The following is a 25,833-nucleotide window of genomic DNA, read 5'->3' as shown; positions in this document are numbered from 1 at the left end:
CGCGGGCCGGGCGTGATGCGCATGTATGTGCGCAACATGGTCTTCCACCGATTGTCATCGGCAGCGGGGATGGCCGACGTCCCTCAGCCGGAAACAAGCCCCGCAAAGAGGCGTGCATAGTCCTCCCTGGTGGGCCGGATGGGATTGGTCAGGCTCGAAACGTCGGCATCGGCATAGGCCACCAGCTCGGGGATGGCGGCTTCGACGACCCCCATCTCGTGGAGCGTCCGAGGCAGGCCGAGGCGCGCATTCAGCGCCTCTATGGCCTCGGACAGCGCGGCCGCATCCGGCAGCTCCATGGCACGCGCGAGCGCGGCCATCTTCGGCGCGCAATGGGGGGCATTGAAGCGCAGCACGGTCGGCAGGATGACCGCATTCAACGTGCCGTGGTGCAGCTTCAGCCCCTCGATCCGCGCCGCCGCGTGGCTCATGGAATGCACCGCGCCAAGCCCCTTGGTGAACGCCAGCGCGCCTTCCAGCGCGGCCATCATCATCTCGGTCCGCGCCGTGATGTCCGAACCGTCGGAGACGGCTCGCTCCAGCGCCCCCCGTGCCACCGCCCGGGAGAGGCCATCGAGGCCGATGGCGTCTGCAATGGGATTGTAGAGCGGCGACAGATAGGCCTCGATGCAGTGGGTCACCGCATCCATCCCGGTGGCGGCGGTCAGCAGCCTCGGCAGGCCCAGGGTGAGCGCAGGATCGCAGATGGCGACGTCGGGGATGAGATAGGGGCTGGCGATGGTGGATTTGCGCCCATCGTCCGTGATGATCACCGTTCCAACGCTCACCTCGGTGCCAGTGCCCGCGGTGGTGGGGACGGCGATCAGCGGTCCCACCGGCCCGATCTTGCCGAGCCCCTTCTTCGCGGTTTCGTACTGGGCGAGGGGTTCAGGATGCCCGACGAGCAGGTTCACCGCCTTGCCGAGATCGATGGGCGAGCCGCCGCCGATGGCAACGATGCCGTCGCATCCCGCCGTCCGATAGAGCGCGAGGGCGGCGCGCACCGCGCTTTCGGTCGGATTGGCCGGGGTTTCATCGAAGAGGATCCAGGGAATTTCGGCAGGCCAGTGGGCTTTCACCGCATCGGCGATGCCGGCCGCGACTATCCCCTTGTCGGTGCACACCAGGGGTCGGCGGATTCCGAGGCGCCCGAGTTCGCCGCCGATCCGCTTGACGGCCCCCTGCTCAAACCAAACACGATTGACGAACTGAAGAAGCGGCATGGGAAGCCTTGTCCGCAAGAAGGGGCGACATGCCCGGAATCTGTCAGCCGATGGCGCCGCGGGCGGCCCATTCAGCGATAGCATCGGCCATCCGCCAGCCGGCCAGAGCTTCAGCGGGCGGCGTATCGGCCGCCGCCTTCGGCGCGGTGGGATCGGCGGGCGGGGTGCGACTGAAGCGAGGCGCAGGAGCCGGCTGGGTGACGCCATCGATCTCGACGAAGACGCGGCGCGCCTGCATGTGCGGATGCGCCGGCGCCTCCGCCATGGTGAGGACCGGCGCGAAACACACGTCCGTCCCCTCGAGGATCGCGCACCACTCCGCTCTTGTCCGTTCAAGGAACCGGTCAGCGAACAGGCGACGCATCCGCGGCCACTGCGCCCGGTCGTCCTGTGGCGGAACGCTCGCGGGATCGAAGCCGAGCCGCTCCAGGAGCTGCGCGAAGAAGCGCTCCTCGATGGGGGCGATCGAGATGTAGTGCCCATCCGCACAGACATAGGAATCGTAATAGGGCGCGCCGGAATCGGAGAAGTTCGTGCCCCGCTCCAGGGACATGAGGCCGGCCGCATGCATGCCGAAGAAGTTCGTCATGAGGTGGGCTGCGCAATCGGAGATAGCGGCGTCCACCACCTGCCCCGCGCCGGAGCGCTGCGCCTCGATGACCGCCGCGAGCATTCCGCAGGCGAGGTAGAGCGCGCCGCCGCCCAGGTCGCCGGCGAGGGTCAGCGGTGGCGTCGGCGGAGCATCCTTGCGGCCGATCGCGGCGAGCACGCCGGTGAGGGCGATATAGTTGAGATCATGGGCCGCCGCCTGCGCCAGCGGCCCGGTCTGGCCCCAGCCGGTCATGCGGCCATAGACCAGCCTGGGGTTCCGCGCGAGGCACGCGTCCGGCCCCAGCCCGAGGCGTTCGGTGACGCCCGGCCGGAAACCCTCGATCAGGGCGTCGGCCTCCTCGACCAGCGAGAGCACGAAGTCGATGCCGGCCTTTTCCTTCAGATCCACCGCGATCTGCGGCCGCCCCCTCAAGAGAAGATTGTACTTCAGCGGCCTCTGGATGCCGAGCTTCACCGGCGCCCGGCGCTCCACGCGGAGCACGGTCGCCCCGAGTTCCGCCAGCAGCATGGCGCACATGGGGCCGGGACCGATCCCGGCAAGCTCGACGATCTTGATGCCCTTGAGGGGTCCCATTGCATTCTCCCGATGATGTGTCCGCGCCGACCTGCTCAGGGGCGCACCACGCGGAAGCAGGGCACGGGCGTGCCCTCCCCAGCGGTTGGAACGAATACGAGCTCGACCTTCCGGCCGACCGCGAGCGCGTCGAAGTCGCTTTCGACGATGTTGGTGAGCATCACCGGCCCTTCCTCCAGCCGCACATAGGCGATGGCATAGGGAGGGTCGGCCCGACGCATGACGCTGTAGCTGTAGATTGCACCTCGCCCCGATGCCTCCACCCATTCGGTCTCCTTGAGGGAGAAGGGGCAAAGCGCGCGGGGATACCAGTGGAAACGGCCTGTCTCGGTGCAGCGGCGGACAAGGAACCGTCCCTCCCGCGCGGCGGCATAGAAAGGCGCGCTTTCGGCGTCGATGACCGGGCTCGGGATGGCACGCTCGACCATGGGGTCAATGCCTTTCGAGGATGAGGGTCGCGGAGGCATGGCGCGCGCCGAGAAGCCCGCCGATGCCGGACGCGATGACCACATCGGCATTCTTCACCTGCACCGCGGGATGCGCTTCTCCACGCGCCTGGCGCACCGCTTCGATCACCTTGGTGATGCCGCCCCGGTTGGCAGGATGGTTGCTGCATAGCCCGCCGCCGTCGGTGTTGAAGGGCAGCCGGCCGATGCCCGAGATGAGGTTTCCATCGGCGACGAAGCGCCCGCCCTCCCCCTTGGCGCAGAAGCCGAGATCCTCGATCTGCATGAGGACGGTGATGGTAAAGCTGTCGTAGATGGAGGCGTACTTGATGTCGGCCGGCGTGACGCCCGCCTCTGCGAAGGCGCCGGCTCCAGACGCGCGCGCCGCTGACCAGGTGAGATCCACCTCGCCGCCGAACGTGCCTTTCAGGCTCTCGCCGCAGCCTCGCACGGCGACCAACGGGCGCTTCAGCGCGCGCGCAACCTCGGGCCGGGCAACGACCAGCGCTCCGCCGCCGTCGCTGACCACGCAGCAATCCAGCCGATGGAGCGGGTCGGCAACCAGGGGCGAGTTCACCACATCCTCGACGCTGACGACGTCACGCAGCATGGCATTCGGATTGTGCTGCGCGTGGTGGGAAGCCGCGACCTTGATCCAGGCGAGCTGCTCCGGCGTGGTGCCGAACTCATACATGTGGCGCATGGCGACCATGGCGTACATGTTGACGGTCTGGATTCCGAAGTGGTTTTCCCAGGTGGAATCGGGATTGCGCTCGTCCGCCGTCCGCACGGGCATGGTGGTCAGGCCCTCGCTCCGCGGACGACCCGCAAGGGTGATAAGCGCGACATTGCACTTGCCGGCGGCGATGGCCTGCGCGGCATGGGCCACATGAGCGATGTAGGAGCAGCCGCCGACGTCCGTGCTGTCGTAGTGCCGCACGCGCAGGCCGAGATAGTCCGCCATGGTCAGCGGCCCCATGCCGGGCGCGTCGCCCGAGCAGAAGTAGCCGTCCACATCGGCGGGCGTGAGCCCGGCGTCGGCGAGAGCACCCGCGGCCACTTCCGCGTGAAGCTGAGCGATCGTCTTGTCGGGTGCCTTGCGGGTCGGATGCTCGAACGCTCCGACGATGAACGCGCCTTCCTGCATGAGCGGCTCCGGTGAGATGCCCGGACGATATTTGCTGAGGCGCAGACGGGACAGTGCGTCGGGCGAGAACGGCGCGACCTCCACATACGTGTTGAAGCGGTGCTTCGCGGCGCCAAGGCCTTGGCTCGCACGGCGGGCGCAGCCACTTTCGCACAGCGGTGGCCGCATGACGCGCCGGGGGGGCCGGCCGACAGGTGCGGGTGTTCACGCAGGATCGAGCTTGGGTGGGCGTGCCGGAAAGGGCGCGCTTGTCTCCCCATGCGAATGCGACAGGGAGTGGTTTACGATGCGAGGTCTCGAGGGTCGCCGCGTAATTCTGACGGGCGGAGCAAGCGGCATCGGCCGCGCAACGGTGTTGCGTCTGGTCGCGGAGGGGTGTGTCGTCGGTGTCCTCGACCGCGACCTCGATGGCGCGCAGGAAACGACGCGCCTTGCCGAGGGCCCCGGCAAGGCCATCGCCTATGCCTGTGACATCGCCGATCGCGCCGCCGTCGCCGCGGCCGTCGACGCATTCGAGGCGGAGGCGGGGCCGGTCGAACTGCTCGCCAATGTCGCCGGCTGGGACAAGCCCATTCCCTTCCTCGACACCGACCAGGCCTTCTGGGACAAGGTCATCGCCATCAATCTCTACGGCCCGCTCAACCTTCACCACGTCGTCGTTCCCCGCATGGCGCAGCGCGGCTTCGGCCGCGTCGTCTCCATCGCATCCGACGCGGGGCGCGTGGGCTCCTCCGGCGAGGCGGTCTATTCCGCGTGCAAGGGCGGCATCGCCTCCTTCACCAAGACGATGGCCCGCGAGATGGCGCGCAAGAACGTGACGCTGAACGTGGTCTGTCCCGGCCCCACCGACACGCCACTGTTCGACGAGTTCGCCAAGAGCTCGCCCACCGGCGGCAAGATCGCGGAAGGTCTCGCGCGGGCCATCCCTCTCGGTCGGCTGGGCAGGCCCGATGACTATCCGGGCATGATCGCGTTCCTGCTGTCCGACGACGCCGCCTTCATCACCGGCCAGACCATCAGCGTCTCGGGCGGCCTGACCATGCACGGCTGAGGAAGACCGCAATGAGCACGCAAAAGATGATGGCCGGAAAGGTCGCCGTCGTCACCGGCGGCGGACGCGGCATCGGCCGGGCGATTGCCCTCGGCATGGCGGCCGAAGGCGCTGCCGTGGTCGTCGTCGACATCGGCGCAAGCCTCGCGGGCAGCGGACAGGATGCAGGCCCGGCACAGGAGGTCGTGGCAGAGATCGAGGCCATGGGCGGCGAGGCGATCGCGAGCACGCTGTCCATCGTCGAACCGGCAAACGGCGAGCGTATCGTCGCCGCCGCGGTGGAGCGCTTCGGCCGCCTCGACGTCGTGGTGAACAACGCCGGCATCCTGCGCGACACCATGTTCCACAAGATGAGCTACGTGGACTGGAACGATGTCATCCAGGTGCACCTCATGGGCAGCTTCCTGCTCAGCCGCGCGGCAGCCTCCCAGTTCCGCGAACAGAACGGCGGCGCCTATGTGCACATGACGTCCACCTCCGGACTCATCGGCAATTTCGGCCAGGCGAACTACATGGCCGCCAAGATGGGCATGGTCGGCCTGTCGCGGGCCATCGCCCTGGACATGCAGCGCTACAACGTGCGCTCCAACTGCATCGCGCCCTTCGCGTGGAGCCGCATGACCAGTTCGCTGCCCACCGAAACCGAGGAGCAGCGCCAACGGGTCGAACGATTCCAGCAGATGACGCCCGAAAAGATCGCCCCGCTGGCGGTCTGGCTGGCCTCGGACAAGGCGGCGGACGTTTCCGGCCAGATCTTCGGCGTCCGCAACAACGAACTCTATCTGTTCAGTCAGCCGCGCCCGGTTCGCTCCGTGCAGATGTCGGACGGATGGACGCCGGAGTTGGTCGATTCCGTCGCGAAGGGCGCCTTCGCCGCAGGGCTGACGCCGCTCGAGCGGTCCAGCGACGTCTTCACCTGGGATCCGATCTGATGGCCATCGACTACGAAAAACTCATGGCGCTCGCCATCCCCGACGTGCGGCAGACCTACACGGCGCGCGACACCATGCTCTATGCTCTGGGCGTCGGTCTCGGCCACGATCCGACGGACCGCGAGCAGCTGCGTTTCGTCTACGAGAAGGCCCTCTGCGCCCTGCCGACCATGGCCGTGGTGTTAGCGAGCCCCGGTTCCTGGATCCGCAACCTCGACACCGGCATCGACTACGTGAAGGTGGTTCATGGCGAGCAGGGCCTCGTGCTCCATCGGCCACTGCCGGTGGAGGGCACGCTGGTTACCCGCACGCGGGTTGTCGATGTGATCGACAAGGGCGCCGGCAAGGGCGCGGTGGTGGTGTCGGAGCGGGAGTTGACCGACGCGGTGACGGGCGAGCGCGTCGCCAACATCACCCAGAGCACCTTCTGCCGCGGCGACGGAGGCTTCGGCGGCCCGGCCCGGCCGACGCCGGCGCCCCACAAGGTGCCCGAGCGCGCGCCGGACGTGGTCTGCGAATTGAAGACCAATCCCAACGCAGCACTCGTGTACCGGCTGAGCGGCGACTACAATCCACTCCACAGCGATCCCGACGTGGCGGCCAAGGCGGGCTTCCCGCAGCCCATCCTGCACGGGCTCGCCACCTACGGCGTCACCGGGCACGCGATCCTCAAGAGCGTCTGCGACTACGATCCGGCCCGACTGCGTGCGATCTCCGCACGCTTCACGGCGCCGGTCTTCCCTGGCGAGACCTTCGCGGTGAGCATCTGGCAGGACGGCCCCGTCGTCAGCTTCGAGACACGCTCCGTGGAGCGCGGCGTCGTCGCCATCGGCAACGGCCGCGCGGAGATCGCCTGATCCGGGCGCCCTTCTCGAGCGCTTGAACCTAGCGAATGCAGAAAGGCCGCGGATCCGATCCGCGGCCTTTTTTCTTTTCTGACATCCGCACGTTCGCCGGCTTGCGCGCCGCGCTTTCTCTCTTCCCGAAGATCCCCCTGCCGCCCCTTACTCGTCGAGGATCGGAGACGCGCTCGGCGGCAGCTGGATTTCGTCGCGCCGCCGCAGGGCGAAATAGAGCTGGGCGCCCAGCAGCAGCACCGCCGTGAGCAGGAAGGCGAGACTGATGGGCCGGGTCACGAAGATGGAGAGGTCGCCGCGCGCCAGGAGCAGCGCCCTACGCAGGTTCTCCTCGAACCTCTGGCCCAGCACGAAACCCAGCAGTATGGGGGCCGGGTGGAAGCCGTGACGCAGCAGCACATGGCCGAATACGCCGATGGCCAACGTCGTACCCACCGAGAACATGTCGCTGCGGACGCTGTAGACACCGATGCACACGAAGAAGAGGGCACTCGGATAAAGGTAGCGATAGGGGATCGAGAGCAGCTTCACCCACAGCCCGATCATCGGCATGTTCATCACCATCAACAGGATGTTGCCGATCCAGAAGCTGGCGATGAGGCCCCAGAAGATGTCCGGATGCTCGGTGATGAGTTGCGGTCCCGGCGTGATGCCCTGGATCACCAGCGCCCCGAGCAGGAGCGCCATCACCGCATCACCGGGAATGCCGAGGCTCATGGTGGGAATGAAGTCGCCCTGCACGGCAGCGTGGGTCGCCGCTTCCGGGGCGGCCACGCCCTGGATCGCTCCGTGACCGAACTCTTGCGGCCGGCGGGACACGCGCTTCTCAAGGCCATAGGCCATGAAGGACGCGATGGTGGGGCCGGTGCCGGGGATCATGGAACACAGGCTGCCCACGAGGGTCCCGCGCAGAGCGGGCACGATTGCCGTGCGAAGTTCCGATCGGCTGGGCCACAGGTCGGCGATCCGGATGCGCGTCGCCGAGGTCGAAACCGGGGCCACCGCGTTCACGCTCTTGAGAAATTCGGCCACGCCGAACAGCCCGAGCGCGAGCGCGACAATCTCAAGTCCGTCGTCCAGTTCGGGAAACCCGAAGGTGAACCGCTGGAGACCGGTGTTGATGTCGGTTCCCATCGTTCCCAGGAGCAGGCCAAGGCATGTCATGGACATGCCCTTCAGCTTTGATCCGCGGGCCAGGGTCGAGCCCGCGAGCAGCCCCAGGAGCATTAGGGAAGAGATTTCCGCCGGGCCGAAGTTCAGGGCGATGCGCACCAGATAGGGCGCGAAGAACACCATCAGGACGATGCCGAAGGAGGCGCCGAGGAAGGAGGCCAGCATGGTCACGCCGAGGGCCGTGCCGCCCTTGCCCTTAAGCGTGAGCGGGTAGCCGTCGAGGCAGGTGACCGCGTGCGGGGGATGGCAGGGCAGGTTGAGCAGGATGGAGCAGATCGCTCCGCCGTACTGCGCGCCATAATAGATGCCCGCCAGCATGAGGATCGCGGCAACCGGCGGCATCGCGAAGGTCAGCGGCAGCAGCATGGAGATGGCTGTCATGACGCCCAGGCCGGGCAGCACGCCGACCACATTGCCGATGAACACGCCGGCGAGGCAGGCGGCGAAATTCTGGAGCTGGAACGCGACTCCGAAACCGTGGATCAGGCCGTCGATGGCTTCCATGGCAAGATCCTTCAGGAACCGAAATAGGGAAGGCCGACACGCAGGCCCCAGATGAACAACAGGGCTCCGGCCACGCTGATGACGGCGGCGAGCACAGCGGAGTTCAGCACCGTCATTTTCCGGTCGCCCATCGCGGCCGTGAACACGCAGGCGAATGTGCCGGGGACGAGGCCGAGGACCGGCGTCAGGACGATGAAGAGGACCATGCTGGCGACAATGGCCACATAGCCGCGCCAATCGACGGGCGCGTCCTGGGCCGCGTGTCCATGACCGGCCTCATGGTCCTGCGCCAGCGTGGCGGTGAACGCGATGGCAAGGCCCAGAACGACAAGCACGATGCCGAGCACAGTGGGAAAGAAGCCGGGGCCGATCCGGCTCAATGTCCCGATGCCGTATCGTGCGCCTGTCACCGCGGCGAAGGCCCCGATGCCCGCCATCAGGAGACCGGCGCGACGATCCCTCCAGATCTCCGAGGACCGCGGCTGATCCAGCCCTCCTCCCCCACCCGGCATGTTATTTTTATTTTGCATTTAACCTCACCTAACGTAATATATCTTGTTCATTACTTTGAGTAACAATATACGGGCCGCGTACCTGGTAAATCCGGCTGGATACTCGGCGGGCCAAACCGACATGAATGTGTTGATCCGCCCGGCGCGCGGCTCGCGTGACCGGAGGAGGTCTCCGCGCAAAAAGATCGGGCGACGCTTTCGCGTCGCCCGCAAGTGAGGGAGCAAGGGGTCTCCCCCGGGAGGAACGGTCAGGCCGGCAGGCCGAGATTGAGAAAGGTTCCGCGCCCGCTCGCCACCAGCCTGCCGGAATGGTCTTCAACCCGCGCCTCGGAGCAGGAGAGGGTCTTGCCAAGCCGAACAAGCGCGCCCCGCGCGCGGAGCACCCCCACGGCGGCAGTGGCGTGATAATCCACACGCAGATCCACGGTCGTCTGAAGGCAACCCGTCGCGGTGATAACCGCGTAGATGGCTGCCGCATCGAGCAGGCTCGCCAGGACACCGCCGTGCACGATCTGACGCTCCGGCGTGGAAACGAACTCCTGCCGCGCCTCGAGTTCGAACACCACGCCGTCGGGCGACGCGGATACGGCGCGCAGCCCGAGCCAGGCGTTGAACGGCGTGCGATCGAGCCGCCCCTGGATTCTGGCGAGGTCGTGGAAAGCGCCTGTCACGGGGGCGTTCATTCGGCACTCGTGCATTGGTGGCGAAGGCATTGCAGTTGCGACGGAATCGAAGCCGGGGCGCGACACGCCCTTCTCTCCAAAGCGATCATGGGAAACTCCGAACGGCTTGGCCGAGCGATCGCCCGCACCCCGTCAGCGACGAATCCTCGGCGGTCCGTCCCGTTTCTGTCCACCCGCCAGCCGGCAAAACCCCATATGTGTGCTCTCGATGGAGAACAACTGGACCGCGGGCGAGTCTCGCAGGACCATGGTAGCACTCGGCCGACAGAACAAATTCGGGGAAATGCTTCGATGGATCTGGTCGAAACGCTCGAAGGCGGTGTCGCGACACTGCGCCTGAACCGTCCCGAGGCCGCAAACGCCCTCTCCCTCGCCATGTTCGACGGCCTCATCGAGGCGATCCCCCGCCTTGGACGTGATCCGAACGTGCGGGCCATCGTCATCACCGGAACCGGGCGGGCCTTCTGTGCCGGCGGCGACGTGAAGGCCATGCAGGGGCGCACCGGCACCCTGGAGGAGCGCTACGACGAACTCCAGCGCAAGCACGGCTCGATCCTCGCCCTCAGCCAGTGCCCGAAGGTGACGATTGCCGCCATCAACGGGGCCGCGGCAGGCGCGGGACTGGTGCTCGCCCTCGCGTGCGATCTGAGGATCGCCACGCAGAGCGCGCGTTTTGTGACGAGCTTCGCCAACGTGGGCTTCGCCGGGGACTTCGGCGGCTCGTTCTTCCTGTCGCGGCTGGTCGGCCCTCTCAAGGCGCAGGAGCTTTATCTCCTGTCCGAGAAGATCGATGCGCAGGAAGCGCTGCGGATCGGGCTGCTCACGCGGGTTGTTCCGGACGAGGCGTTCTCGGACGAGATCGCGCGCCTCGCCACCCGAATGGCCTCCGGTCCCACGGCCGCCTATCGCTACATGAAGCGCAATTTCGAGATCGCCCGGGCCGGCACGCTCCCGGAGGTCCTCGCCGCGGAGGCGCAGCACCAGATCCGCCTCACCCAGACCGCCGACCATGCGGAGGCGGTGGCGGCCTTCCGCGAGAAGCGCGCGCCCGTGTTCATCGGCGCATGATGTGCCCCCCGGCAGGAAGCCGCGCGACATGAGCTGGGAACCCGAGATCGACGAACTGGAGCACCGCCGCGTCCTTGCCGAGCAGATGGGCGGCACGGAGCGGGTGGAGCGCCAACACCGGGCCGGCCGTCTCACGGTGCGCGAGCGCATCGAGAGCCTGCTCGACCGTGGCAGCTTCCGCGAGATCGGATCCCTCGCCGGCAAGGCGCAGTACGACGCCGAGGGCCAGCTCTCCGGCTTCACCCCGGCCAATTGCGTTTTCGGCCGCGGCAAGGTGATGCGACGCCCGGTCGTCGTCTCCGGCGACGATTTCACGGTGGCAGGCGGTTCGGCGGATGCCGCCATCTGGGACAAGTTCAAGATGGCGGAAACCATGGCGCGCGAATATCGCATGCCATTGATCCGCCTTGTGGAAGGCTCCGGCGGCGGCGGCTCGGTTCGCTCCATCGAGAAGACCGGGTTTGCCAACCTTCCGGGCGGCCTTGGCGGGCAGTCGGGCGGCCTGCATCTGTGCTGCGCCACCCTCGCCGCGGTGCCCGTCGTCGGGCTGGCCCTCGGTCCGGTGGCCGGCCTCGGCGCCGCGCGGGTGAGCGTCAGCCATTTGTCGATCATGGTGCGCGAAAAGGCGCAGGTGTTCGTCGCCGGACCGCCGGTGGTCGAGAAGCTGGGCGAGAAGCGGACCAAGGAGGAACTCGGAGGCCACGCGATCCAGCTCGCGGCCGGCACCATCGACATGGCGGCTGACGACGAGGAGGAGGCCTTCGCGCTCACGCGCCGCTTCCTCTCCTACCTGCCCGATTCCGTCTGGGAGCTACCGCCGCGGGGGCCATGCCGCGACAGCCCCAATCGCGCATGCGAGGAGCTGGCTGCGATCGTCCCGCGCGACCCGCGCCACGCCTACCTCATGCGTCGGGTGATCGATCGCGTGGTGGACCGTGGCAGCTTCTTCGAGATGGGCCCGGCGTTCGGACGCTCCGTGATCACGGGGCTCGCGCGCCTCGACGGGTGGCCGGTCGCGCTCATGGCGGGGGACCCCCTGCATTCCGGTGGCGCCTGGACCGCCGCGAGCGCCCAGAAGATCATGCGTTTCGTTGATCTCGCCGAGACATTCCACCTGCCGGTGGTGCATCTCGTGGACTGCCCGGGCTTCGTGGTGGGGCTCGAAGCGGAGAAGGCCGGCACCATGCGCCACGCCGTGCGCGCGCTCGCCGCCATCCACCAGTCCACCGTCCCGTGGTGTTCGGTGCTGATCCGCAACGTCTATGGTGTCGGCGGCGGCGCGCACCAGCCGCAGACCCATCACGTCATGCGCTTCGCCTGGCCATCCGGGCGCTGGGGCTCCTTGCCCATGGAAGGGGGCATTGAGGCGGCCTACCGGGCCGAACTGACGGAGGCGGAGGACCCGGACGCGCGGCGCGCGGAAATCACCGCCCGGCTTGAGCGCCTTCGGTCTCCCTTCCGCACGGCAGAGGCGTTCGGCGTGGATGAGATCATCGATCCCCGTGACACCCGCCGGCTGCTGTGCGAGTTCGCCGGCATCGCCGCCCCGCTTCGCAAGGCCGGAGAGACACGCTTTCCCCTCCGGCCGTGAGAGGCAGCACGTCCCTTCGCCCGCTGGACGTCAGGCTTCGGCGGGCGGCGCCAGGGCAAGCATGAGGTTCACGAGCAACGCGCCGCGCTGCGCCGCCCGTCGCTCGACAGGCACGTCCGACAGGCGGGCCTCGACCAATTCCGAGATTCGGGCACGGGTGGGCGCATCAAGCACCGGCGTGCCGAGGTCGTCCCAGCGGCGCTGGATCCCCGCCGCGTAGCTTTCGAGAAAGCGGGTCATCCCGCCCTTGCCGCCGGACAGGTGATAGCTCTCGAACGGTCCGGAGATGGCCCATTTACGACCGGGCCCTTCGACGACCGCGCGGTCGATGTCCTCCACCGAGGCGACGCCTTCCAGAAGGAGATTGACCGCCTCTCGCCACAGCGCCGTCGCCAGACGGTTGCCGATATGGCCGAAGATCTCCCGGCTGAGCCGCACGGGCATCTTTCCCCAACAGGTGTAGGTGGCCATCGCCGCATCCACCGCGACCGGATCGGTTCGCGCGCCGCCCACCACCTCGACGAGGCGCATGAGGTGGGTGGGCGTGAAGGGATGGCCGAGAACGCAGCGCTCCGGATGCCGGCACCCCGCCTGCATATCCGTCATGGACAAGGACGACGTGCTGCTGGCGATGAGCACATCGGGCGCCACGAATCCGTCGATGCGGGCGTAGAGCTCTGCCTTGAGGGCTGAATTCTCGGCGGCATTTTCCTGCACGAAGTCGCAGCCCGCGAGCGCCTCCTCCAGCGAAGTGAAGACCTCAAGGCGCGCGCGGTCGGCGCCGGGCGCAAGGCCCAGGCGCTCAAGGTCCGGCCACAGGGCGTCGATCTCCGCGCGCAGTTCGTCCCCTGCCTCCGACCGACGGAGCCAGGCGCGGACGCAGAGCCCGCGCCCGAGCAGGAACGCGGCCCAGCCCGCGCCCACGTATCCGCCGGCCACGAGGCCCACGGTCTTGATCGCCGCGCCAGCGCGGTATGTGCCCATGGTTCTCGTCTCCGTTGACTGCCGGGGCGGCGTGCGGGGAAACGGCCTATTCGCGCTTGATGCCGTTCAACTTCACGAGTTCGCGGAACTTGGCGACCTCGTCGGCGACGAAGGCCTGCGCCTGCGCCGCCGTGCCGCCCGCCACGGTGAGGCCGAGTTTCTCCATGCGCTCGCGGAAGGCGGGCTGCGCCACAACGGCGTTCAGCGCGCCATTGAGTTTCGCGATGATATCGCCGGGTGTCCCCTTCGGGACGACCAGTACAGTCCAGGAATAGGAGGCATAATCCTGCCACCCCGTCTGCTCGGCCACGGTCGGCAGGTCCGGATAGCTCAGGCTACGCTGCGGCCCTCCGGACACCAGGAGCTTCAGCTTGCCTTCGCGCACGAAGGCATCGGCGGCCTGGGGGGTGAGATAGGCGATGTCGATCTGGCTGGTGAGCAACGCCGGGACAATCGGCGCCTCACCGGGATAGGGAATGTGGAGCATCTTCGCGCCGCCGAGCCGCGCCAGTTCCTCGTGATGGATCTGGTTGAGGCTCGCCACGCCCACCGAACCGAAGGTCACCTTGCCCGGATTGGCCTTGGCGTAGGCCAGCAGATCCTTCAGCGTCTTCTGCGGCAGGTCCGGGCGCGCGGCGAGCACGAAGTCGGCGGTGTAGAACTTGCCGACGACATCGAGGTCTCGGGTGGGGATGTAGGATGGGTTCGGATCAAGATAGGGCGTGATGGCCGTCGCCCCGACTCCCGCGAGACCGACGGTGTAGCCGTCGGGCTTCGCCTTCGCCACCGCATCCATGCCGATCATGCCGGCGCCGCCGACCTTGTTCTCCACCACCACCTGCTGCTTCAGGAGCTTCGTCAGATCCGCGGCGAGCAGGCGAGCCGCCACGTCGGTGGCGCCGCCCGGCGCGAAGCCGACGATGAGCCGCACGGGCCTGTCAGGGTAGGAGGTTTGGGCCGTGGCGCCGCCGCATGCGAACAGAGCGACAGCGACCGCAACGAAAAGCCTCAGCATCGGCGAACTCCCGCTATGGTGTCGGAAGGTGTTGAAGAGACGCCTTCATTCCCGGCGGATGCCGGTCTCGGCTTCGATCTTCCTGTATTTCTCGATCTCGGCGGCGACGAACCTGCGCGCGTCGTCGACATTCCCGCCAAGAATGAGCAGGCCAAGACTGGCGAACCGTTCGCGCGTCTGCGGCTTGGCGAGCGCCGCATTGACAGCTTCGTTCAGCTTGCGCAGGACATCCGGCGGCGTGCCCTTGGCGGTCACCAGGATGTTCCAGGTGTAACAGTCATAGTCCGCGAAGCCGGTGATCTCGGCCACTGTCGGCAGATCGGGCATGGTCGCGATGCGCTTGGGACCGCCGGCCGCGAGCGCGTGGACCTTGCCGCTGGTGACGAACCCCTGCCCCCCGGCGAAGGTCAGGAAGGCGATATCGATCTGCCCGGAAAGGAGCGCGGTGATGAGCTGGGAGTCCCCGGCATAGGGAACGTGCAGCATCTTCACGCCCGCTCGGCGTGCGAGGTTCTCGAGACCGAAATGGATCGGCCCCGCAACTCCTGTCGATCCGTACGACACCTGGCCGGGATTGGCCTTGGCGTAGGCGAGCAGTTCAGGAAGCGTCTTCGGGCCGAAGTCGGGGCGCGAGACGAGGACCACGTCGATGGCCGTCAACGCTGCGATGGTGTCCAGATCGCGGACCGGATCGTAAGGCAGGCGCGGGTCGATCATGGGGATGATAGCCGTCGGCCCCACGCCGCTGAGGCCGATGATGTAGCCATCCGGCTTCGCCTTGGCGACGAGGTCGATGCCGGTCGTGCCCGCCGCCCCCGGCTTGTTCTCCACGATGAACTGCTGCTTGAACGTCGTGCTCAGGTCATCGGCGAGAACGCGGGCGGTGACATCGGTCGAGCCTCCCGGCGCGAAGGGAACGACAATTCGAACCGGCCGGTCCGGAAAGCCCTGCGCCCAGGCCGGCAACACGGCCGGCACGCAGCAGAGTCCGGCCGCGATCAAGGTGGCGAACCTCCGCCCCATGGATGTCTCCCTCGTCCCGCCTCTGGATGGGCTGGTGCGGAATTTGGGGGCTCGACAGGCCGTGAAGGTCAATCGCGGGGCGGTTGATCACACGCATATGCGCATTCCGCATGGTCCCGGCGGGTGACACATGCGTGTTCATCCTCGGCGCCCCTGCGTTCCCGGTTGATCGCGAGCAGCGAGCGCCGTTCTGTGGTGTGGCGGAATCGAAAGGCGAAGAAGGCGAGGCCGTTCGCAGCTCAGGTGCGGCGCGGTCTATCGCCTGCGACGCGTCCAACTCAACGCGGCCGGGCACTTCGCCCCGCCGTACGTAGCGACAGAACAGTGAGATCCGGGGCCCTCCATGTCCGAAGCCATGCCATTGAACCATGACGAAGAGACTCCGGCGCAGGGTCCGCTCGCCGGCATCCGTGTTCTCGACCTGACCGTGAACGTGCTCGGCCCCGTCTCGACCCAGATCCTCGGCGACATGGGCGCCGACGTCATCAAGATCGAGGCGCCCGAAGGCGACTACACGCGCTTCGTGGGTCCTTCACGCAGCGAAGGCATGGGGACCTTCTTCCTCAACATCAATCGCAACAAGCGCTCCGTGGTGCTCGACCTCAAGCAGCCGGAAAGCCGGGCAACACTGCTCGAACTGGCAGAGACCGCCGATGTCTTCGTCCATTCCATGCGGCTTGGGGCAGCGCGCCGCCTCGGCATCGACTATGAAACGGTGTCCGCGCGCAACCCGCGGATCGTTTACGCCTCGGCCGGCGGCTACCGGCAGGGGTCTTCGCGCGCCGAATGGCCGGCCTTCGACGACGTGATCCAGGGCGTGAGCGGCATTGCCGCGCTGAACGGCCAGGCAACCGGCGAGCCCCGCTATTTCCCGACCGTGATCTGCGACAAGCTGTGCGGCTACGTGCTGGCGTCCTCCATCGGCATGGCTCTCTATGCGCGTGAGCGCACCGGCCTCGGCCAGGAGGTGCATGTCCCGATGATGGAGACCATGGTCGGATTCAACATGCTGGAGCATCTGTGGGCGGGCGTCCTCGACCAGCCGGAGCTCGGCCTTGGCTACAGCCGCATGCTGACCCAGCATCGCCGGCCCTACCGCACGCTGGACGGCTACATCTGCCTTCTGGCCAACACCGACGAGCAATGGCGGCGCATGTTCCGGGCGATCGATCGGCAGGACCTCCTCGGCGATCCCAGGTTCACCGAGATCGCTCCCCGCTCCCGGAACATCGATACGCTCTATGGCATCCTGACCGAGGCGATGGCGACGCGCACGACGGAAGACTGGCGCCAGCGGCTCGATGCCGCCGACATTCCCAACGGGCCGGTGATGACCCTGGAGCAGATCTACAACGACCCCTACCTCGCGGAGACCGACTTCTTTCACCGCGTGGAGCATCCCACCGAGGGGCGGTTCGTGACAATGGCCGTGCCCACGCACTTCTCCCGCACCCCCGCCGGCGTGCGCCGCCTGCCGCCGCGGCTCGGCGAGCATACGCAGCAGGTCATCGATCAGCTTCGGTCGGAGCGCAGTGCTACGGCCGCCGAAATGCAAGCGCCTCCCGCAAGGGAATCGTCGGCGGCAGGCTGAGAGGAATTCAGGATGCGCGGCGCGCCCGCCCGATGCGGGAGGCGCGCCGTGCGCCTTCATTCGCGCTTGATGTCGTTGAGCCGGACGATGTCCTGGAACCGCTTCGCCTCCGACCGGACGAAGGCGGCCGTGTCCGCGAGGCTCCCGCCCATGGCGACCAGCCCCAGCTTCGCCAGCCGGGACTGGACTTCGGGGTCCGCCAGAATCCTGGTCGTCGCCGCGTTGAGGCGCGCCGTCACATCCTCCGGCATGCCCTTCGGCCCGATCAACATCGTCCAGGTATGGGCGCTGTAGTCGGGCCATCCCATGACCTCCGAGATGGTCGGCATGTCAGGCAAGGCGGCCACCCGCCCGGGACCGCCGGACGCAAGCCCCAGGATTTTCCCCTCCTTGATCAGGCCCGTGGCGGACGCCGGGGTGATGAACGCGATGTCCACCTGCCCGGTCATGAGGGCCGGCATGATCGGGGCTTCTCCGGTGTAGGGGACATGGAGCATCCGGGTGCCGGAGCGGCGCGCCATCTCCTCATGCAGGGCATGGTTGACGCTGGCGATCCCGACCGTGCCATAGCTCGGCTCGCGCGTGTCCGTCTTCGCCGCAGCCAGGAACGCGGCAAGTGTCTTCTGAGGCAGATCAGGTCGCGCGCAGAGGATGAACGGAGCGTCGTAGACCGGGGTTATGAATTCCAGATCCCGTTCCGGACGAAACGGCGACTTGGGATCAAGGTAGGGCACCACCACGAGCGGCGTACCCGGGGAAACCCCCAGCGTGTAGCCATCGGGCTTCGACTTGGCGACGGCGTCCACGCCGATCATCCCGGACGCACCGGGCTTGTTCTCGACGACGAATGTCTGATTCAAAGCCTTCGACAGCTCGGATCCGATGAGCCGAGCCACCACATCCGTGGCGCCGCCGGCCGCGAACGGAACGATCAGGCGGACCGGGCGATCCGGATAGCTCGACTGCGCGGCCGCAGGCCCGACCAACAATAGCGCCGCGACGGCGCAGCCCAGGATTTCGCGCATATTTTCCCCGTTCATGATGACCCCGGCAGCGTGAAATTCTGCCCCCCGGGTCCAAAATCCAAGCATGCGCGCCCAACGCCGGGTCAACCGGCAAGAAAAGATCGCACGCACATGCGGATTGAGTGGCGATTTCCTCGCCGCCGCCATCGGGCGCAAGCTCCACATATGCGCGGAATGGCCTGACGACATGGCCGCTGTAAATCCGCTCCGCTAAGCAATTTGGGAACGGTATTCGCCCCGGATCATGCCGGCCTTCGCGGCGCGGCGGTTCAGGTCCGGGACGTTGCGCCGACGGGCGGGAGGACGGCAGTGAGCGGGTGGTTGAACGAAGATCAGATCCAGGTGCAGGACCTCGTGCGCCGGGTTGCTCGCGAGCGGGTTGCGTCCCGAGCGCAGGAGATCGACCTCACGGCCGAATATCCCCATGACATGTTCGATCTCATCCGGGAGCTCGGGCTCTTCACCTTGCCCTTTCCTCCCGAATACGGCGGCAGCGGCAGCATGTTGTCGGCCTGCGTCGCTGTCGAGGAGCTGGGGCGCGTCTGCTACAACACGGCCTATCTCCTCGTCGTTCAGTGGGTTCCGATCGGCGCGATCCTCGCCGGCGGCACGCCGGAGCAGAAGCAGAAGTATCTGCCGGGCCTCGCCTCCGGCGATCTGCGCGGTGCGCTGTCCCTCACCGAGCCCCAGAGCGGCTCGGACGTGGCCGGCATCCGCACCCGCGCCAAGCGGGACGGTCAGGGCTGGCGGCTGAGCGGATCGAAGATCTGGTGCACCAATTCCGGCATGGCCGACTTCGTGCTCGTCGCCGCCCGCACCGGCGAGGACGATCAGCGTGGCAAGATCAACCTCTTCATCGTCGAAAAGGGAACCCCCGGTTTCGAGGTCGGGCGCAAGGAAGACAAGATCGGCGCACGCGGCGTGCCCTCGCACGCCCTCTTCTTCGACAATTGCTACCTGCCCGCGGAAGCGATGCTCGGCGATGAAGAGACGGGATTTCGCGTCGCCATGGCAGCCCTCAACGACTCGCGTCCCATCATCGGCGCGCGGGGCGTCGGTCTCGCCCAGGGCGCGATCGACCACACCATCGAGTTCATCAAGTCCCGCCGGGCGTTCGGGCAGGCGGTCTCGGACTTCCAGGGGGTGCGCTGGATGATCGCCGACATGGTGATCCAGACCCAGGCGTCACGAAACCTGGTCTATGAGGCGGCGGCGGCGGTCGACGCCGGCGTGAAGGGCAAGGCCCTCGCCCAGCTGGCAGCCATCTCGAAGTGCCACGCCACCGACACCGCCATGAAGGTCGCGACCGACGCCGTGCAATTGTTCGGCGCAGCGGGTGTGTCCAACGAATATCCGATCAACAGATACTTCCGCGACGCAAAGGTGCTCCAGATCATCGAAGGCACCAACCAGATCCAGCGCAACATCGTCGCCCGCAACGTGCTCGACTGAGCAGGCGGTCCGGCTTCAGCAGATTTCGAAGGAGAGAGAGAAAATGGACGTCCTTGGCCTCGGACTTTACTATGAAGACCTTCCGGTGGGGCACAGCTTCAAGACCATCGGCCGCACCATCACCGAGACCGACATCATCAATTTCGTCACCTGCACGGGCATGACGGAAGTGCTGTTCACCGACTTCGAATTCCAGGCGAAGGAATCCGACATCAGGGGCCGCGTGGCGCCCGGCGCCCTGGTCTTCACCTTCATGGAGGGGCTTCTGACCCAGTGCTCCATGCAGCACACCGGCTTCGCCTTCCTCAACATGGATCTGGAGGTCAAGGGGCCCTCGATCGCCGGCGACACCATTCATGTGGAGGTCGAAGTCATCGAGTCCCGCCGCTCGAAATCCCGCCCCAACCGCGGCATCGTGCGTACGCGCAACGTGGTTCGGAACCAGCGCGGGGAGGTGGTGATGATCTACACACCGGCCCGCATGGTGAAGGCCCGCACCGATGGCCGGGAGCAGGCTGCATGAGCGCTCTGCCGCTGGAAGGCATCCGCGTACTCGACCTGTCGCGGATACTGGCCGGCCCCTGGGCCGGCCAGTATCTTGCCGATCTCGGCGCGGAGGTCTTCAAGATCGAGCGTGCCGGAAAGGGCGACGACGCGCGCTATTTCGGCCCGCCCTATCTCCCCGACGAGAGCGGGGCGCCCACCAGCGAGAGCTTCTTCCACCTGAGCTGCAACCGCGGAAAGAAGTCGGTGACCGCCGACCTTGCGTCTCCCGAGGGGCAGGAGATCATCCGCACCATCGCCAGCGACTGCGATGTCGTGATCGAGAACTTCAAGGTGGGCGACCTTGCCCGCTACGGGCTCGACTATGCGTCCCTGCGTGAAGTCAACCCAAGGCTTGTCTACTGCTCGTTGACCGGCTTCGGCCAGACCGGACCCTACCGCAAGCGGCCGGGCTATGATGCCGTCTTCCAGGGCATGAGCGGCCTCATGAGCGTCACCGGCCTGCCGGACGGCGAGCCCGGCGGCGGCCCCATGAAAGTGGGGCCTTCCATCGCCGACATCGTCACCGGCCTGAACGCGGTGATCGGAATTCTCGCGGCCCTGCGCCATCGCGACCACAATGGCGGAGAGGGACAGCAGATCGATCTCTCCCTGTTCGAATCCATGGTCGCCGCGCTCTCCCACTATGCGCAGATCTTCCTCACCTCGGGCGTGCCGCCCTTCCGCAGGGGGACGCAGGGCAACGGCGGCGTTCCCTCGCAGATGTTCCGCTGCGCCGACAGCGGCATCATGCTCACCGCCGGCAACGACGCGCAGTTCCATCGTCTGTGCGAGGCAATCGGCCACCCGCAGATGGGTCGTGATCCCAGGTTCAGCAACAGCCTGGCACGCATCAGCAACCGGGCGGCGCTGTCGGCCGAGCTTGAAGCGATCTTCGTGCAGAAGCCGGCCGCCCACTGGCTGGCCGTGCTGGAGGCGGCTGAAGTTCCCGCGGGCCCGATCTATGATTTCAAGCAGGTCTTCGAGGACACCCACATCGTGTCCCGTGGGCTCAAAATCGAGGTGGACCACCCCTATAACGGGCGCACGGCGCTGATCGGCAGCCCCCTGCATTTCTCGAATACGCCCATCGACCGCTACGGGCCGCCTCCCCTCCTCGGCCAGCATACCGACGAGACCCTCGAACGCTACGGCTATGACGAGGCTCGCCGGGCCGAGCTGCGGCGCAAGGGCGTCATCTGACCCGGACCCGAGCTGCCGCCCGGACCTCCGAGCTATAACGGAGCGCACGGCTTGGGCGCAGATCGTGTGCGGGGACAGCCCTGAAGCACCATGACCGCCAGACACAGAGGCCCCTCCCAATGACTGACTGGCGCCGGGTTGCTGCACGATTGGAGGTGGGTTAATCGTTCTCAGGGCCTGCCCGGCCCGTCAACGCGCGTTGTCTTTCCCTTCAGGCGGTGGATACATCATGGTGATCGAAAGCGCACCGAAGTCCACGCTGAGGATTCTCGGGATCTTCGAGGTCATTTCGCAGACTCCCGACGGATTGACACTGGCGCGACTGAGCGTGCTGCTTGCATCTCCGAAAAGCAGCCTTCTGAACTTGCTGCGGCCACTGGTGGCACAAGATTACCTCTCATATATCCACGGCGTCTACACTCTGGGGCCGAGGGCCTTCAGCCTCGCCTCCAGCATCATCTCGACCCGCAGTCAGCCCTCCCTCATCCGCCAGTTCGCGCACGATCTGGCGGCGGCGACGCGCGAAACCGTCATCGTTGCGGTGCTCGATCGCGCCGCCGCCCTGGCCGCCTATGTGGACGTGATCGAGAGCCCCCAGCTGGTTCGCTATTCGGTCCCGGCCGGCGTCACGCGCCCGCTCTACTGCTCCGCGGCCGGCCGCCTCCTGCTGGCCTTCCAGCCTGAGGACTGGCGTGAATCCTATTTCAAGAACGCCGACCTCAAGCCGCTCACGGCTCGTACCGTGACCAAGGTGCCCGAGCTGCGAAAGATCATTGCTGAAATCCGGCGCACCAGCGTCGCCTTCAGCTCGAACGAAGCCGTGGAAGGGGCCGCGGGGGTCGCCGTGCCCGTGCGCGACGCCGAAGGCGCGGTGGTGGCGGCTCTTCTTGTCGCCGCTCCCGCCGCGCGCGCCGAGCAGAACCGGGCGCTCCTTCGCCAGGAAGCCGTTCTCGCCGCCAGCCGCGCCTCGCAGGCGCTCGGACATCGCGAAGTCGAAGCCGTCGCCTGATCCGCCTGCCCGGCAGGGCCGCAAAAGGATCGCTCAGCCCATCCGCGCATGAGCGCATATGTGTCGCTTGGAGCTTGGGCACGCACGTCCTCTTGGCATCTTCGACAAGGGCCGACACAACAAAAGCCCGACGCTCCGCCACCCGTGCGGTGCCGTGCTGTGAGGCTCGCGATGGATCTGTCCTTCTCCCCCGAAGAGATTGCGTTCCGCGACGAGGTCCGCGCCTTCATCCGCGACAACCTACCGGCCGACATCCGCGCCAAGGCCGGCCGCGTCGCCCATTTCGACAAGGCGGACGTCGTCGCCTGGCACAGGATCCTGGACGCGCGGGGCTGGGCGGCCTCCCACTGGCCGCGCGAGCACGGGGGACCGGGGTTCAGTCCCGTCCAGCGCTACATTTTCATGGAGGAGATGCTGCGGGCTCCGACGCCCGAGCCACTGTCCTTCAACATCAACATGGTGGGGCCGGTCGTCTACACCTTCGGCTCGGACGCGCAGAAGGCGCGATTCCTCCCCCGCATCCGCAGCCTCGACTGGTGGTTCTGTCAGGGCTTCTCTGAACCCGGTGCGGGCTCGGATCTCGCCGCGCTGCGCACGTCGGCGCGCCGGGAAGGCGACGAATACATCGTCAACGGCCAGAAGATCTGGACCTCAACCGCGCACGTCGCCGACTGGATGTTCTGCCTGGTCCGCACCGATGCCGCGGCGAAGCAGCAGGAGGGCATTTCATTCCTGCTGATCGACATGCGCACGCCGGGCATTACCGTACGGCCCATCATCACCATCGACGGCGCACATCATACCAACGAGGTCTTTCTCGACGATGTGCGCGTGCCTTTGGCGAACCGCATCGGTGAGGAAAACAAGGGCTGGGACTACGCAAAGTTCCTGCTCGGCAACGAGCGCACCGGCATCGCCCGTGTCGGCCTGTCCCAGGGTCGCGTCAGCCGGGCCGTGTCCCTCGCGTGCGGGATTGAAGGGCTGGATGGCTCGCTCACCGACGATCAGGGGTTTCGCCGTCGCGTGATCGACCTGGAGATCGAGCTGAAGGCGCTGGAGATCACCGCCTTGCGGATCATCGATCGGCAGCGGCGGCGCAACGATGGGCGTCCTGATCCCGCGTCCTCGGTGCTCAAACTTCGGGGGGCGGAGACCCAGCAGGCAAGCGCGCAGCTTCTGCTGGATGCCGCGGGCCGGCTCGGGGCTCCTCTCGATGCCGATCTCGCCGCGCTGGGCGGGGGCTTCGCGGAGGCGCAGGGCGCGGCGGCGATCCATCTGGGTGCCCGCGCGGCGACGATCTACGGCGGATCGAGCGAAATCCAGAAGAACATCATCGCCAAGGGCATCCTCGGCCTCTAGCCGGCACGCGTGGAAGCAGTCCATGAACCTCGAATATTCCACCGAGCAGACAATACTTGCCGACAGCGTGGAGCGCCTGCTGTCGCAGCGCCGGGCGACCGACCCCCGGGCCATCTGGGCCGCGTGTGCGGAACTCGGCCTTCTCGCCCTGCCCTTCCCCGAAGACATGGGCGGCCTTGCGGGTGGAAACGTGGAGGCTCAGATCGTGATGGAGGCCATGGGTCGCCACCTCGCGGACGTGCCCTACATCGGGTGCGCGGTGGGGCCGGGCGCGATCCTGGGTCTTTGCCCCGAGACGCCGCGCCTTCGGGGACTTGTGGCGGCAATCGCGGAAGGGTCCCGCACGGCCTGCCTCGCGCATGAGGAGGAACGTACGCGCTACCGGCTCGCCCATGTCGAGACCCGGGCGGAAAGGACCGCCTCCGGCTTCGTGCTGAACGGGAAGAAGACCGGCATCGCGACCATCGACGGGGTGGACGAGCTGATCGTCAGCGCCCGCCTTTCCGGTGCGACGGGGGATGAGACCGGGATCGCCCTGTTCCTGGTCCCCACCAACCTGCCGGGTGTCCGGACGCGGACCTTTCCCGCTTTCGACGGGACGACCCTCGCCATCGTTGAGCTTTCGGACGTCGCGCTCCCGCCGGATGCCCTGCTGGCCTCGGGCAAGGGCGCCCTCGCGGCGCTGGACCGCGCCGAAGCCGCTTCGCTTTCCGCCGTCTGCGGCGAGGCGGTGGGCATCCTGGAAGCGATGCTCGACGAGACCGTGGCCTATCTCAAGACCCGCCAGCAGTTCGGTGGGCCGATCAGCCGCTTCCAGGCCCTGCAGCACCGCGCAGCCGAAATGTATGTGGCGCTGGAGCAGGCGCGCAGCATGGCGCTGCTCGCTGCGGTGAGCGTCGATCTGCCGGATCGGGAAGAGCGCTGGCGCATGCTGGCGGCCGCAAAAGTCCAGATCAACGCATCGCTGCGGTTCGTGGGGCAACAGGCGGTGCAATTGCACGGCGGGATCGGCGTGACCGAAGAATGCCGCGTCGGCCGGTGCTTCAAGCGCACGGCCATGATCGAACGCGCGTTTGGCGACACGTTTCACCACCTCGCGGTCCTCGACCGTCTCGGCGGCCTCGAAGGACGACTGCCCCGAACCGCGCCTGCGCAGGCCAACGGCCGAGCCGCGTGATGTCTGCCTCGATTATGGATGCCCCGACATGTTCGTGACTGACCTCCTGAAGACCAAGAAGATCCTCGTGACGGGCGGCGGTTCCGGCTTGGGAAAGAGCTTCGCCGCGCGGCTTGCGGAACTGGGAGCCGAACTGGTGATCTGCGGCCGGCGGGCCGATGTGCTGGAGACGACCGCGGAGGAGCTGCGGCGCGCGTCCGGGGCGAAGGTCGCCACCGCCATCTGCGACATCCGCGATGCCGGGGCGGTTGACGAGATGTTCACGCGCATCTGGAGCGAAGGCCCTCTCGACGCCCTCATCAACAATGCCGCCGGAAACTTCATCGCACGCACCGAGACCCTGTCGCCGCGTGCCATCGATGCCGTCCTCGATATCGTGCTGCACGGGTCGTTCTATTGCTCGGTGGCCGCCGGAAAGCGCTGGATCGCGGACAGACGCAGCGGCAGCATCTTGTCCATCGTGTCGTCGGCGGCCAATTCCGGCCGGGCCTTCACCGTGCCCTCGGCCGCGGCCAAGGCCGGCGTGCTGGCCATGATGAAGAGTCTCGCGGTGGAATGGGGGCCGCACGGCATCCGCACCGTCTCGGTCGCCCCCGGCCTTTTCCCGACCAAAGCGGCCTGGAGCCAGCTCTATCCCGACGGCTCGAAGCTGCTGTCCGAGGAGATGGAGGTGCCGCTGCGCCGCACCGGACAGCACGAAGAAATCGCGAACCTCGTCGCCTATCTGCTCAGCGACGGAGCCTCCTACATCAACGGCGACTGCATCACCATCGATGGCGGTCGCGACCTCCAGAATGGCGGTGGAAGCGGCGTGATGGGATTGTTCTCCTGGACACCCGAACGCTGGGACGCATTCCGCGCCAACAGCCGCAGCTGACGCGAGCGGGCACGCGCCCGTCGTGCGGGTGGCCGGAAATCCTCTTTTCCCAAGGAGCGAAGATGAAGATCCTGGTGCCCGTTAAGCGGGTGGTGGATTACAACGTTAAGGTCCGGGTGAAGTCTGACGGGTCGGGCGTGGAGCTGGCCAACGTCAAGATGTCCATGAACCCGTTCGACGAGATCGCGGTGGAAGAGGCGCT

General features: G+C 66.9%; 24 protein-coding genes and 1 pseudogene. 14 read left to right on the top strand and 11 right to left on the bottom strand.

What is annotated here, in order from left to right:
- Nucleotides 1-83: 83 nt before the first annotated feature.
- Genes ACE3QW_RS04300 through ACE3QW_RS04285 form a run of 4 tightly spaced genes read right to left on the bottom strand, consistent with a single transcriptional unit; the run spans nt 84 to nt 4,002 of the window.
- On the bottom strand, nt 84-1,223 hold the full coding sequence (locus ACE3QW_RS04300) for an iron-containing alcohol dehydrogenase (protein ID WP_374250587.1): 1,140 nt from the start codon (nt 1,221-1,223) through the stop codon (nt 84-86).
- 43 nt (nt 1,224-1,266) lie between these two features.
- Nucleotides 1,267-2,409: a CaiB/BaiF CoA transferase family protein gene (locus ACE3QW_RS04295; RefSeq protein WP_374250586.1), complete on the bottom strand. Its 1,143-nt coding sequence runs from the start codon at nt 2,407-2,409 to the stop codon at nt 1,267-1,269.
- A gap of 35 nt (nt 2,410-2,444) precedes the next feature.
- Complete coding sequence (locus ACE3QW_RS04290) at nt 2,445-2,837, bottom strand: Zn-ribbon domain-containing OB-fold protein (RefSeq protein ID WP_374250585.1); 393 nt, start codon at nt 2,835-2,837, stop codon at nt 2,445-2,447.
- Nucleotides 2,838-2,841: 4 nt separating this feature from the next.
- Entirely contained in the window at nt 2,842-4,002 is a 1,161-nt protein-coding gene (locus ACE3QW_RS04285; RefSeq protein WP_374250584.1) for a thiolase domain-containing protein, read from the bottom strand.
- Between the two features lie 286 nt (nt 4,003-4,288).
- Between ACE3QW_RS04285 and ACE3QW_RS04280 the strand changes: the two genes are divergently transcribed.
- Genes ACE3QW_RS04280 through ACE3QW_RS04270 form a run of 3 tightly spaced genes read left to right on the top strand, consistent with a single transcriptional unit; the run spans nt 4,289 to nt 6,842 of the window.
- A complete protein-coding gene (locus ACE3QW_RS04280; protein WP_374250583.1) occupies nt 4,289-5,053 on the top strand; it encodes an SDR family oxidoreductase in 765 nt (254 codons plus the stop codon).
- A gap of 11 nt (nt 5,054-5,064) precedes the next feature.
- The gene (locus tag ACE3QW_RS04275; protein WP_374250582.1) at nt 5,065-5,985 is read left to right on the top strand and encodes an SDR family NAD(P)-dependent oxidoreductase; all 921 of its coding nucleotides are present in this window, start codon (nt 5,065-5,067) and stop codon (nt 5,983-5,985) included.
- Nucleotides 5,985-6,842 (top strand): MaoC/PaaZ C-terminal domain-containing protein, encoded by an 858-nt coding sequence (locus ACE3QW_RS04270; protein ID WP_374250581.1) that lies wholly within the window; start codon nt 5,985-5,987, stop codon nt 6,840-6,842. The genes ACE3QW_RS04275 and ACE3QW_RS04270 overlap by 1 nt, the downstream gene beginning before the upstream one ends.
- 147 nt (nt 6,843-6,989) lie before the next feature.
- Here ACE3QW_RS04270 and ACE3QW_RS04265 read toward each other — a convergent pair whose 3' ends face one another.
- The 3 genes from ACE3QW_RS04265 to ACE3QW_RS04255 form a co-directional block, all read right to left on the bottom strand.
- The gene (locus tag ACE3QW_RS04265) at nt 6,990-8,519 is read right to left on the bottom strand and encodes a tripartite tricarboxylate transporter permease (RefSeq protein ID WP_250166996.1); all 1,530 of its coding nucleotides are present in this window, start codon (nt 8,517-8,519) and stop codon (nt 6,990-6,992) included.
- A gap of 11 nt (nt 8,520-8,530) precedes the next feature.
- Complete coding sequence (locus tag ACE3QW_RS04260) at nt 8,531-8,956, bottom strand: tripartite tricarboxylate transporter TctB family protein (protein ID WP_250166995.1); 426 nt, start codon at nt 8,954-8,956, stop codon at nt 8,531-8,533.
- Between the two features lie 323 nt (nt 8,957-9,279).
- A complete protein-coding gene (locus ACE3QW_RS04255; protein WP_374250580.1) occupies nt 9,280-9,714 on the bottom strand; it encodes a PaaI family thioesterase in 435 nt (144 codons plus the stop codon).
- A 291-nt stretch (nt 9,715-10,005) separates the two neighbouring features.
- On the opposite strand from ACE3QW_RS04255, the gene ACE3QW_RS04250 reads away from it, so the two are divergent.
- Nucleotides 10,006-10,782, top strand: a complete 777-nt coding sequence (locus ACE3QW_RS04250) for an enoyl-CoA hydratase-related protein (protein ID WP_374250579.1) — start codon at nt 10,006-10,008, stop codon at nt 10,780-10,782.
- 28 nt (nt 10,783-10,810) lie between these two features.
- A complete protein-coding gene (locus tag ACE3QW_RS04245; protein WP_374250577.1) occupies nt 10,811-12,373 on the top strand; it encodes an acyl-CoA carboxylase subunit beta in 1,563 nt (520 codons plus the stop codon).
- Nucleotides 12,374-12,403: 30 nt separating this feature from the next.
- Here ACE3QW_RS04245 and ACE3QW_RS04240 read toward each other — a convergent pair whose 3' ends face one another.
- The 3 genes from ACE3QW_RS04240 to ACE3QW_RS04230 all read right to left on the bottom strand — a co-directional run bounded on the left by ACE3QW_RS04240 (nt 12,404) and on the right by ACE3QW_RS04230 (nt 15,467).
- Nucleotides 12,404-13,357: a 3-hydroxyacyl-CoA dehydrogenase NAD-binding domain-containing protein gene (locus ACE3QW_RS04240; RefSeq protein WP_374250576.1), complete on the bottom strand. Its 954-nt coding sequence runs from the start codon at nt 13,355-13,357 to the stop codon at nt 12,404-12,406.
- Nucleotides 13,358-13,403: 46 nt separating this feature from the next.
- Nucleotides 13,404-14,288: a Bug family tripartite tricarboxylate transporter substrate binding protein gene (locus tag ACE3QW_RS04235; protein ID WP_374250575.1), complete on the bottom strand. Its 885-nt coding sequence runs from the start codon at nt 14,286-14,288 to the stop codon at nt 13,404-13,406.
- Nucleotides 14,289-14,417: 129 nt separating this feature from the next.
- Entirely contained in the window at nt 14,418-15,467 is a 1,050-nt protein-coding gene (locus ACE3QW_RS04230; RefSeq protein ID WP_374250574.1) for a Bug family tripartite tricarboxylate transporter substrate binding protein, read from the bottom strand.
- 271 nt (nt 15,468-15,738) lie between these two features.
- Here ACE3QW_RS04230 and ACE3QW_RS04225 point away from each other — a divergent pair, with 271 nt between their 5' ends.
- Complete coding sequence (locus ACE3QW_RS04225; RefSeq protein WP_374250572.1) at nt 15,739-16,986, top strand: CaiB/BaiF CoA transferase family protein; 1,248 nt, start codon at nt 15,739-15,741, stop codon at nt 16,984-16,986.
- 56 nt (nt 16,987-17,042) lie between these two features.
- Here ACE3QW_RS04225 and ACE3QW_RS04220 read toward each other — a convergent pair whose 3' ends face one another.
- The gene (locus ACE3QW_RS04220) at nt 17,043-18,026 is read right to left on the bottom strand and encodes a Bug family tripartite tricarboxylate transporter substrate binding protein (protein ID WP_374250571.1); all 984 of its coding nucleotides are present in this window, start codon (nt 18,024-18,026) and stop codon (nt 17,043-17,045) included.
- Between the two features lie 306 nt (nt 18,027-18,332).
- Here ACE3QW_RS04220 and ACE3QW_RS04215 point away from each other — a divergent pair, with 306 nt between their 5' ends.
- The 8 genes and pseudogenes from ACE3QW_RS04215 to ACE3QW_RS04180 form a co-directional block, all read left to right on the top strand.
- A complete protein-coding gene (locus ACE3QW_RS04215) occupies nt 18,333-19,463 on the top strand; it encodes an acyl-CoA dehydrogenase family protein (protein WP_250166986.1) in 1,131 nt (376 codons plus the stop codon).
- 43 nt (nt 19,464-19,506) lie between these two features.
- Nucleotides 19,507-19,986, top strand: coding sequence for a MaoC family dehydratase N-terminal domain-containing protein (locus ACE3QW_RS04210; protein ID WP_250166985.1), 480 nt, complete (start codon nt 19,507-19,509; stop codon nt 19,984-19,986).
- Nucleotides 19,983-21,209, top strand: a complete 1,227-nt coding sequence (locus tag ACE3QW_RS04205) for a CaiB/BaiF CoA transferase family protein (protein ID WP_374250570.1) — start codon at nt 19,983-19,985, stop codon at nt 21,207-21,209. The genes ACE3QW_RS04210 and ACE3QW_RS04205 overlap by 4 nt, the downstream gene beginning before the upstream one ends.
- A 229-nt stretch (nt 21,210-21,438) precedes the next feature.
- Complete coding sequence (locus ACE3QW_RS04200) at nt 21,439-22,218, top strand: IclR family transcriptional regulator (RefSeq protein ID WP_374250569.1); 780 nt, start codon at nt 21,439-21,441, stop codon at nt 22,216-22,218.
- Between the two features lie 171 nt (nt 22,219-22,389).
- Nucleotides 22,390-23,577 (top strand): acyl-CoA dehydrogenase family protein, encoded by a 1,188-nt coding sequence (locus tag ACE3QW_RS04195; RefSeq protein ID WP_374250677.1) that lies wholly within the window; start codon nt 22,390-22,392, stop codon nt 23,575-23,577.
- Nucleotides 23,578-23,599: 22 nt separating this feature from the next.
- Nucleotides 23,600-24,754: an acyl-CoA dehydrogenase family protein gene (locus tag ACE3QW_RS04190; protein WP_374250568.1), complete on the top strand. Its 1,155-nt coding sequence runs from the start codon at nt 23,600-23,602 to the stop codon at nt 24,752-24,754.
- Nucleotides 24,755-24,782: 28 nt separating this feature from the next.
- Nucleotides 24,783-25,631, top strand: coding sequence for an SDR family oxidoreductase (locus ACE3QW_RS04185; protein WP_374250567.1), 849 nt, complete (start codon nt 24,783-24,785; stop codon nt 25,629-25,631).
- Nucleotides 25,632-25,693: 62 nt separating this feature from the next.
- A pseudogene (locus ACE3QW_RS04180) lies at nt 25,694-25,833 on the top strand (electron transfer flavoprotein subunit beta/FixA family protein); the annotation flags it as partial.

The sequence above is a fragment of the Xanthobacter sp. genome (assembly GCF_041911315.1).
Lineage (GTDB): Bacteria > Pseudomonadota > Alphaproteobacteria > Rhizobiales > Xanthobacteraceae > Xanthobacter > Xanthobacter aminoxidans.
Note: the sequence above shows the minus strand (reverse complement) of the source record. Positions and strands in the feature narration are given on the sequence as shown.

What these genes read in the sequence shown, in the direction of transcription:
- ACE3QW_RS04300 (WP_374250587.1), bottom strand. Translation starts at nt 1,223, where the DNA reads ATGCCGCTTCTTCAGTTCGTCAATCGTGTTTGGTTTGAGCAGGGGGCC.
- ACE3QW_RS04295 (WP_374250586.1), bottom strand. Translation starts at nt 2,409, where the DNA reads ATGGGACCCCTCAAGGGCATCAAGATCGTCGAGCTTGCCGGGATCGGT.
- ACE3QW_RS04290 (WP_374250585.1), bottom strand. Translation starts at nt 2,837, where the DNA reads ATGGTCGAGCGTGCCATCCCGAGCCCGGTCATCGACGCCGAAAGCGCG.
- ACE3QW_RS04285 (WP_374250584.1), bottom strand. Translation starts at nt 4,002, where the DNA reads ATGCAGGAAGGCGCGTTCATCGTCGGAGCGTTCGAGCATCCGACCCGC.
- ACE3QW_RS04280 (WP_374250583.1), top strand. Translation starts at nt 4,289, where the DNA reads ATGCGAGGTCTCGAGGGTCGCCGCGTAATTCTGACGGGCGGAGCAAGC.
- ACE3QW_RS04275 (WP_374250582.1), top strand. Translation starts at nt 5,065, where the DNA reads ATGAGCACGCAAAAGATGATGGCCGGAAAGGTCGCCGTCGTCACCGGC.
- ACE3QW_RS04270 (WP_374250581.1), top strand. Translation starts at nt 5,985, where the DNA reads ATGGCCATCGACTACGAAAAACTCATGGCGCTCGCCATCCCCGACGTG.
- ACE3QW_RS04265 (WP_250166996.1), bottom strand. Translation starts at nt 8,519, where the DNA reads ATGGAAGCCATCGACGGCCTGATCCACGGTTTCGGAGTCGCGTTCCAG.
- ACE3QW_RS04260 (WP_250166995.1), bottom strand. Translation starts at nt 8,956, where the DNA reads ATGGCGGGCATCGGGGCCTTCGCCGCGGTGACAGGCGCACGATACGGC.
- ACE3QW_RS04255 (WP_374250580.1), bottom strand. Translation starts at nt 9,714, where the DNA reads ATGAACGCCCCCGTGACAGGCGCTTTCCACGACCTCGCCAGAATCCAG.
- ACE3QW_RS04250 (WP_374250579.1), top strand. Translation starts at nt 10,006, where the DNA reads ATGGATCTGGTCGAAACGCTCGAAGGCGGTGTCGCGACACTGCGCCTG.
- ACE3QW_RS04245 (WP_374250577.1), top strand. Translation starts at nt 10,811, where the DNA reads ATGAGCTGGGAACCCGAGATCGACGAACTGGAGCACCGCCGCGTCCTT.
- ACE3QW_RS04240 (WP_374250576.1), bottom strand. Translation starts at nt 13,357, where the DNA reads ATGGGCACATACCGCGCTGGCGCGGCGATCAAGACCGTGGGCCTCGTG.
- ACE3QW_RS04225 (WP_374250572.1), top strand. Translation starts at nt 15,739, where the DNA reads ATGTCCGAAGCCATGCCATTGAACCATGACGAAGAGACTCCGGCGCAG.
- ACE3QW_RS04220 (WP_374250571.1), bottom strand. Translation starts at nt 18,026, where the DNA reads ATGAACGGGGAAAATATGCGCGAAATCCTGGGCTGCGCCGTCGCGGCG.
- ACE3QW_RS04210 (WP_250166985.1), top strand. Translation starts at nt 19,507, where the DNA reads ATGGACGTCCTTGGCCTCGGACTTTACTATGAAGACCTTCCGGTGGGG.
- ACE3QW_RS04205 (WP_374250570.1), top strand. Translation starts at nt 19,983, where the DNA reads ATGAGCGCTCTGCCGCTGGAAGGCATCCGCGTACTCGACCTGTCGCGG.
- ACE3QW_RS04200 (WP_374250569.1), top strand. Translation starts at nt 21,439, where the DNA reads ATGGTGATCGAAAGCGCACCGAAGTCCACGCTGAGGATTCTCGGGATC.
- ACE3QW_RS04195 (WP_374250677.1), top strand. Translation starts at nt 22,390, where the DNA reads ATGGATCTGTCCTTCTCCCCCGAAGAGATTGCGTTCCGCGACGAGGTC.
- ACE3QW_RS04190 (WP_374250568.1), top strand. Translation starts at nt 23,600, where the DNA reads ATGAACCTCGAATATTCCACCGAGCAGACAATACTTGCCGACAGCGTG.
- ACE3QW_RS04185 (WP_374250567.1), top strand. Translation starts at nt 24,783, where the DNA reads ATGTTCGTGACTGACCTCCTGAAGACCAAGAAGATCCTCGTGACGGGC.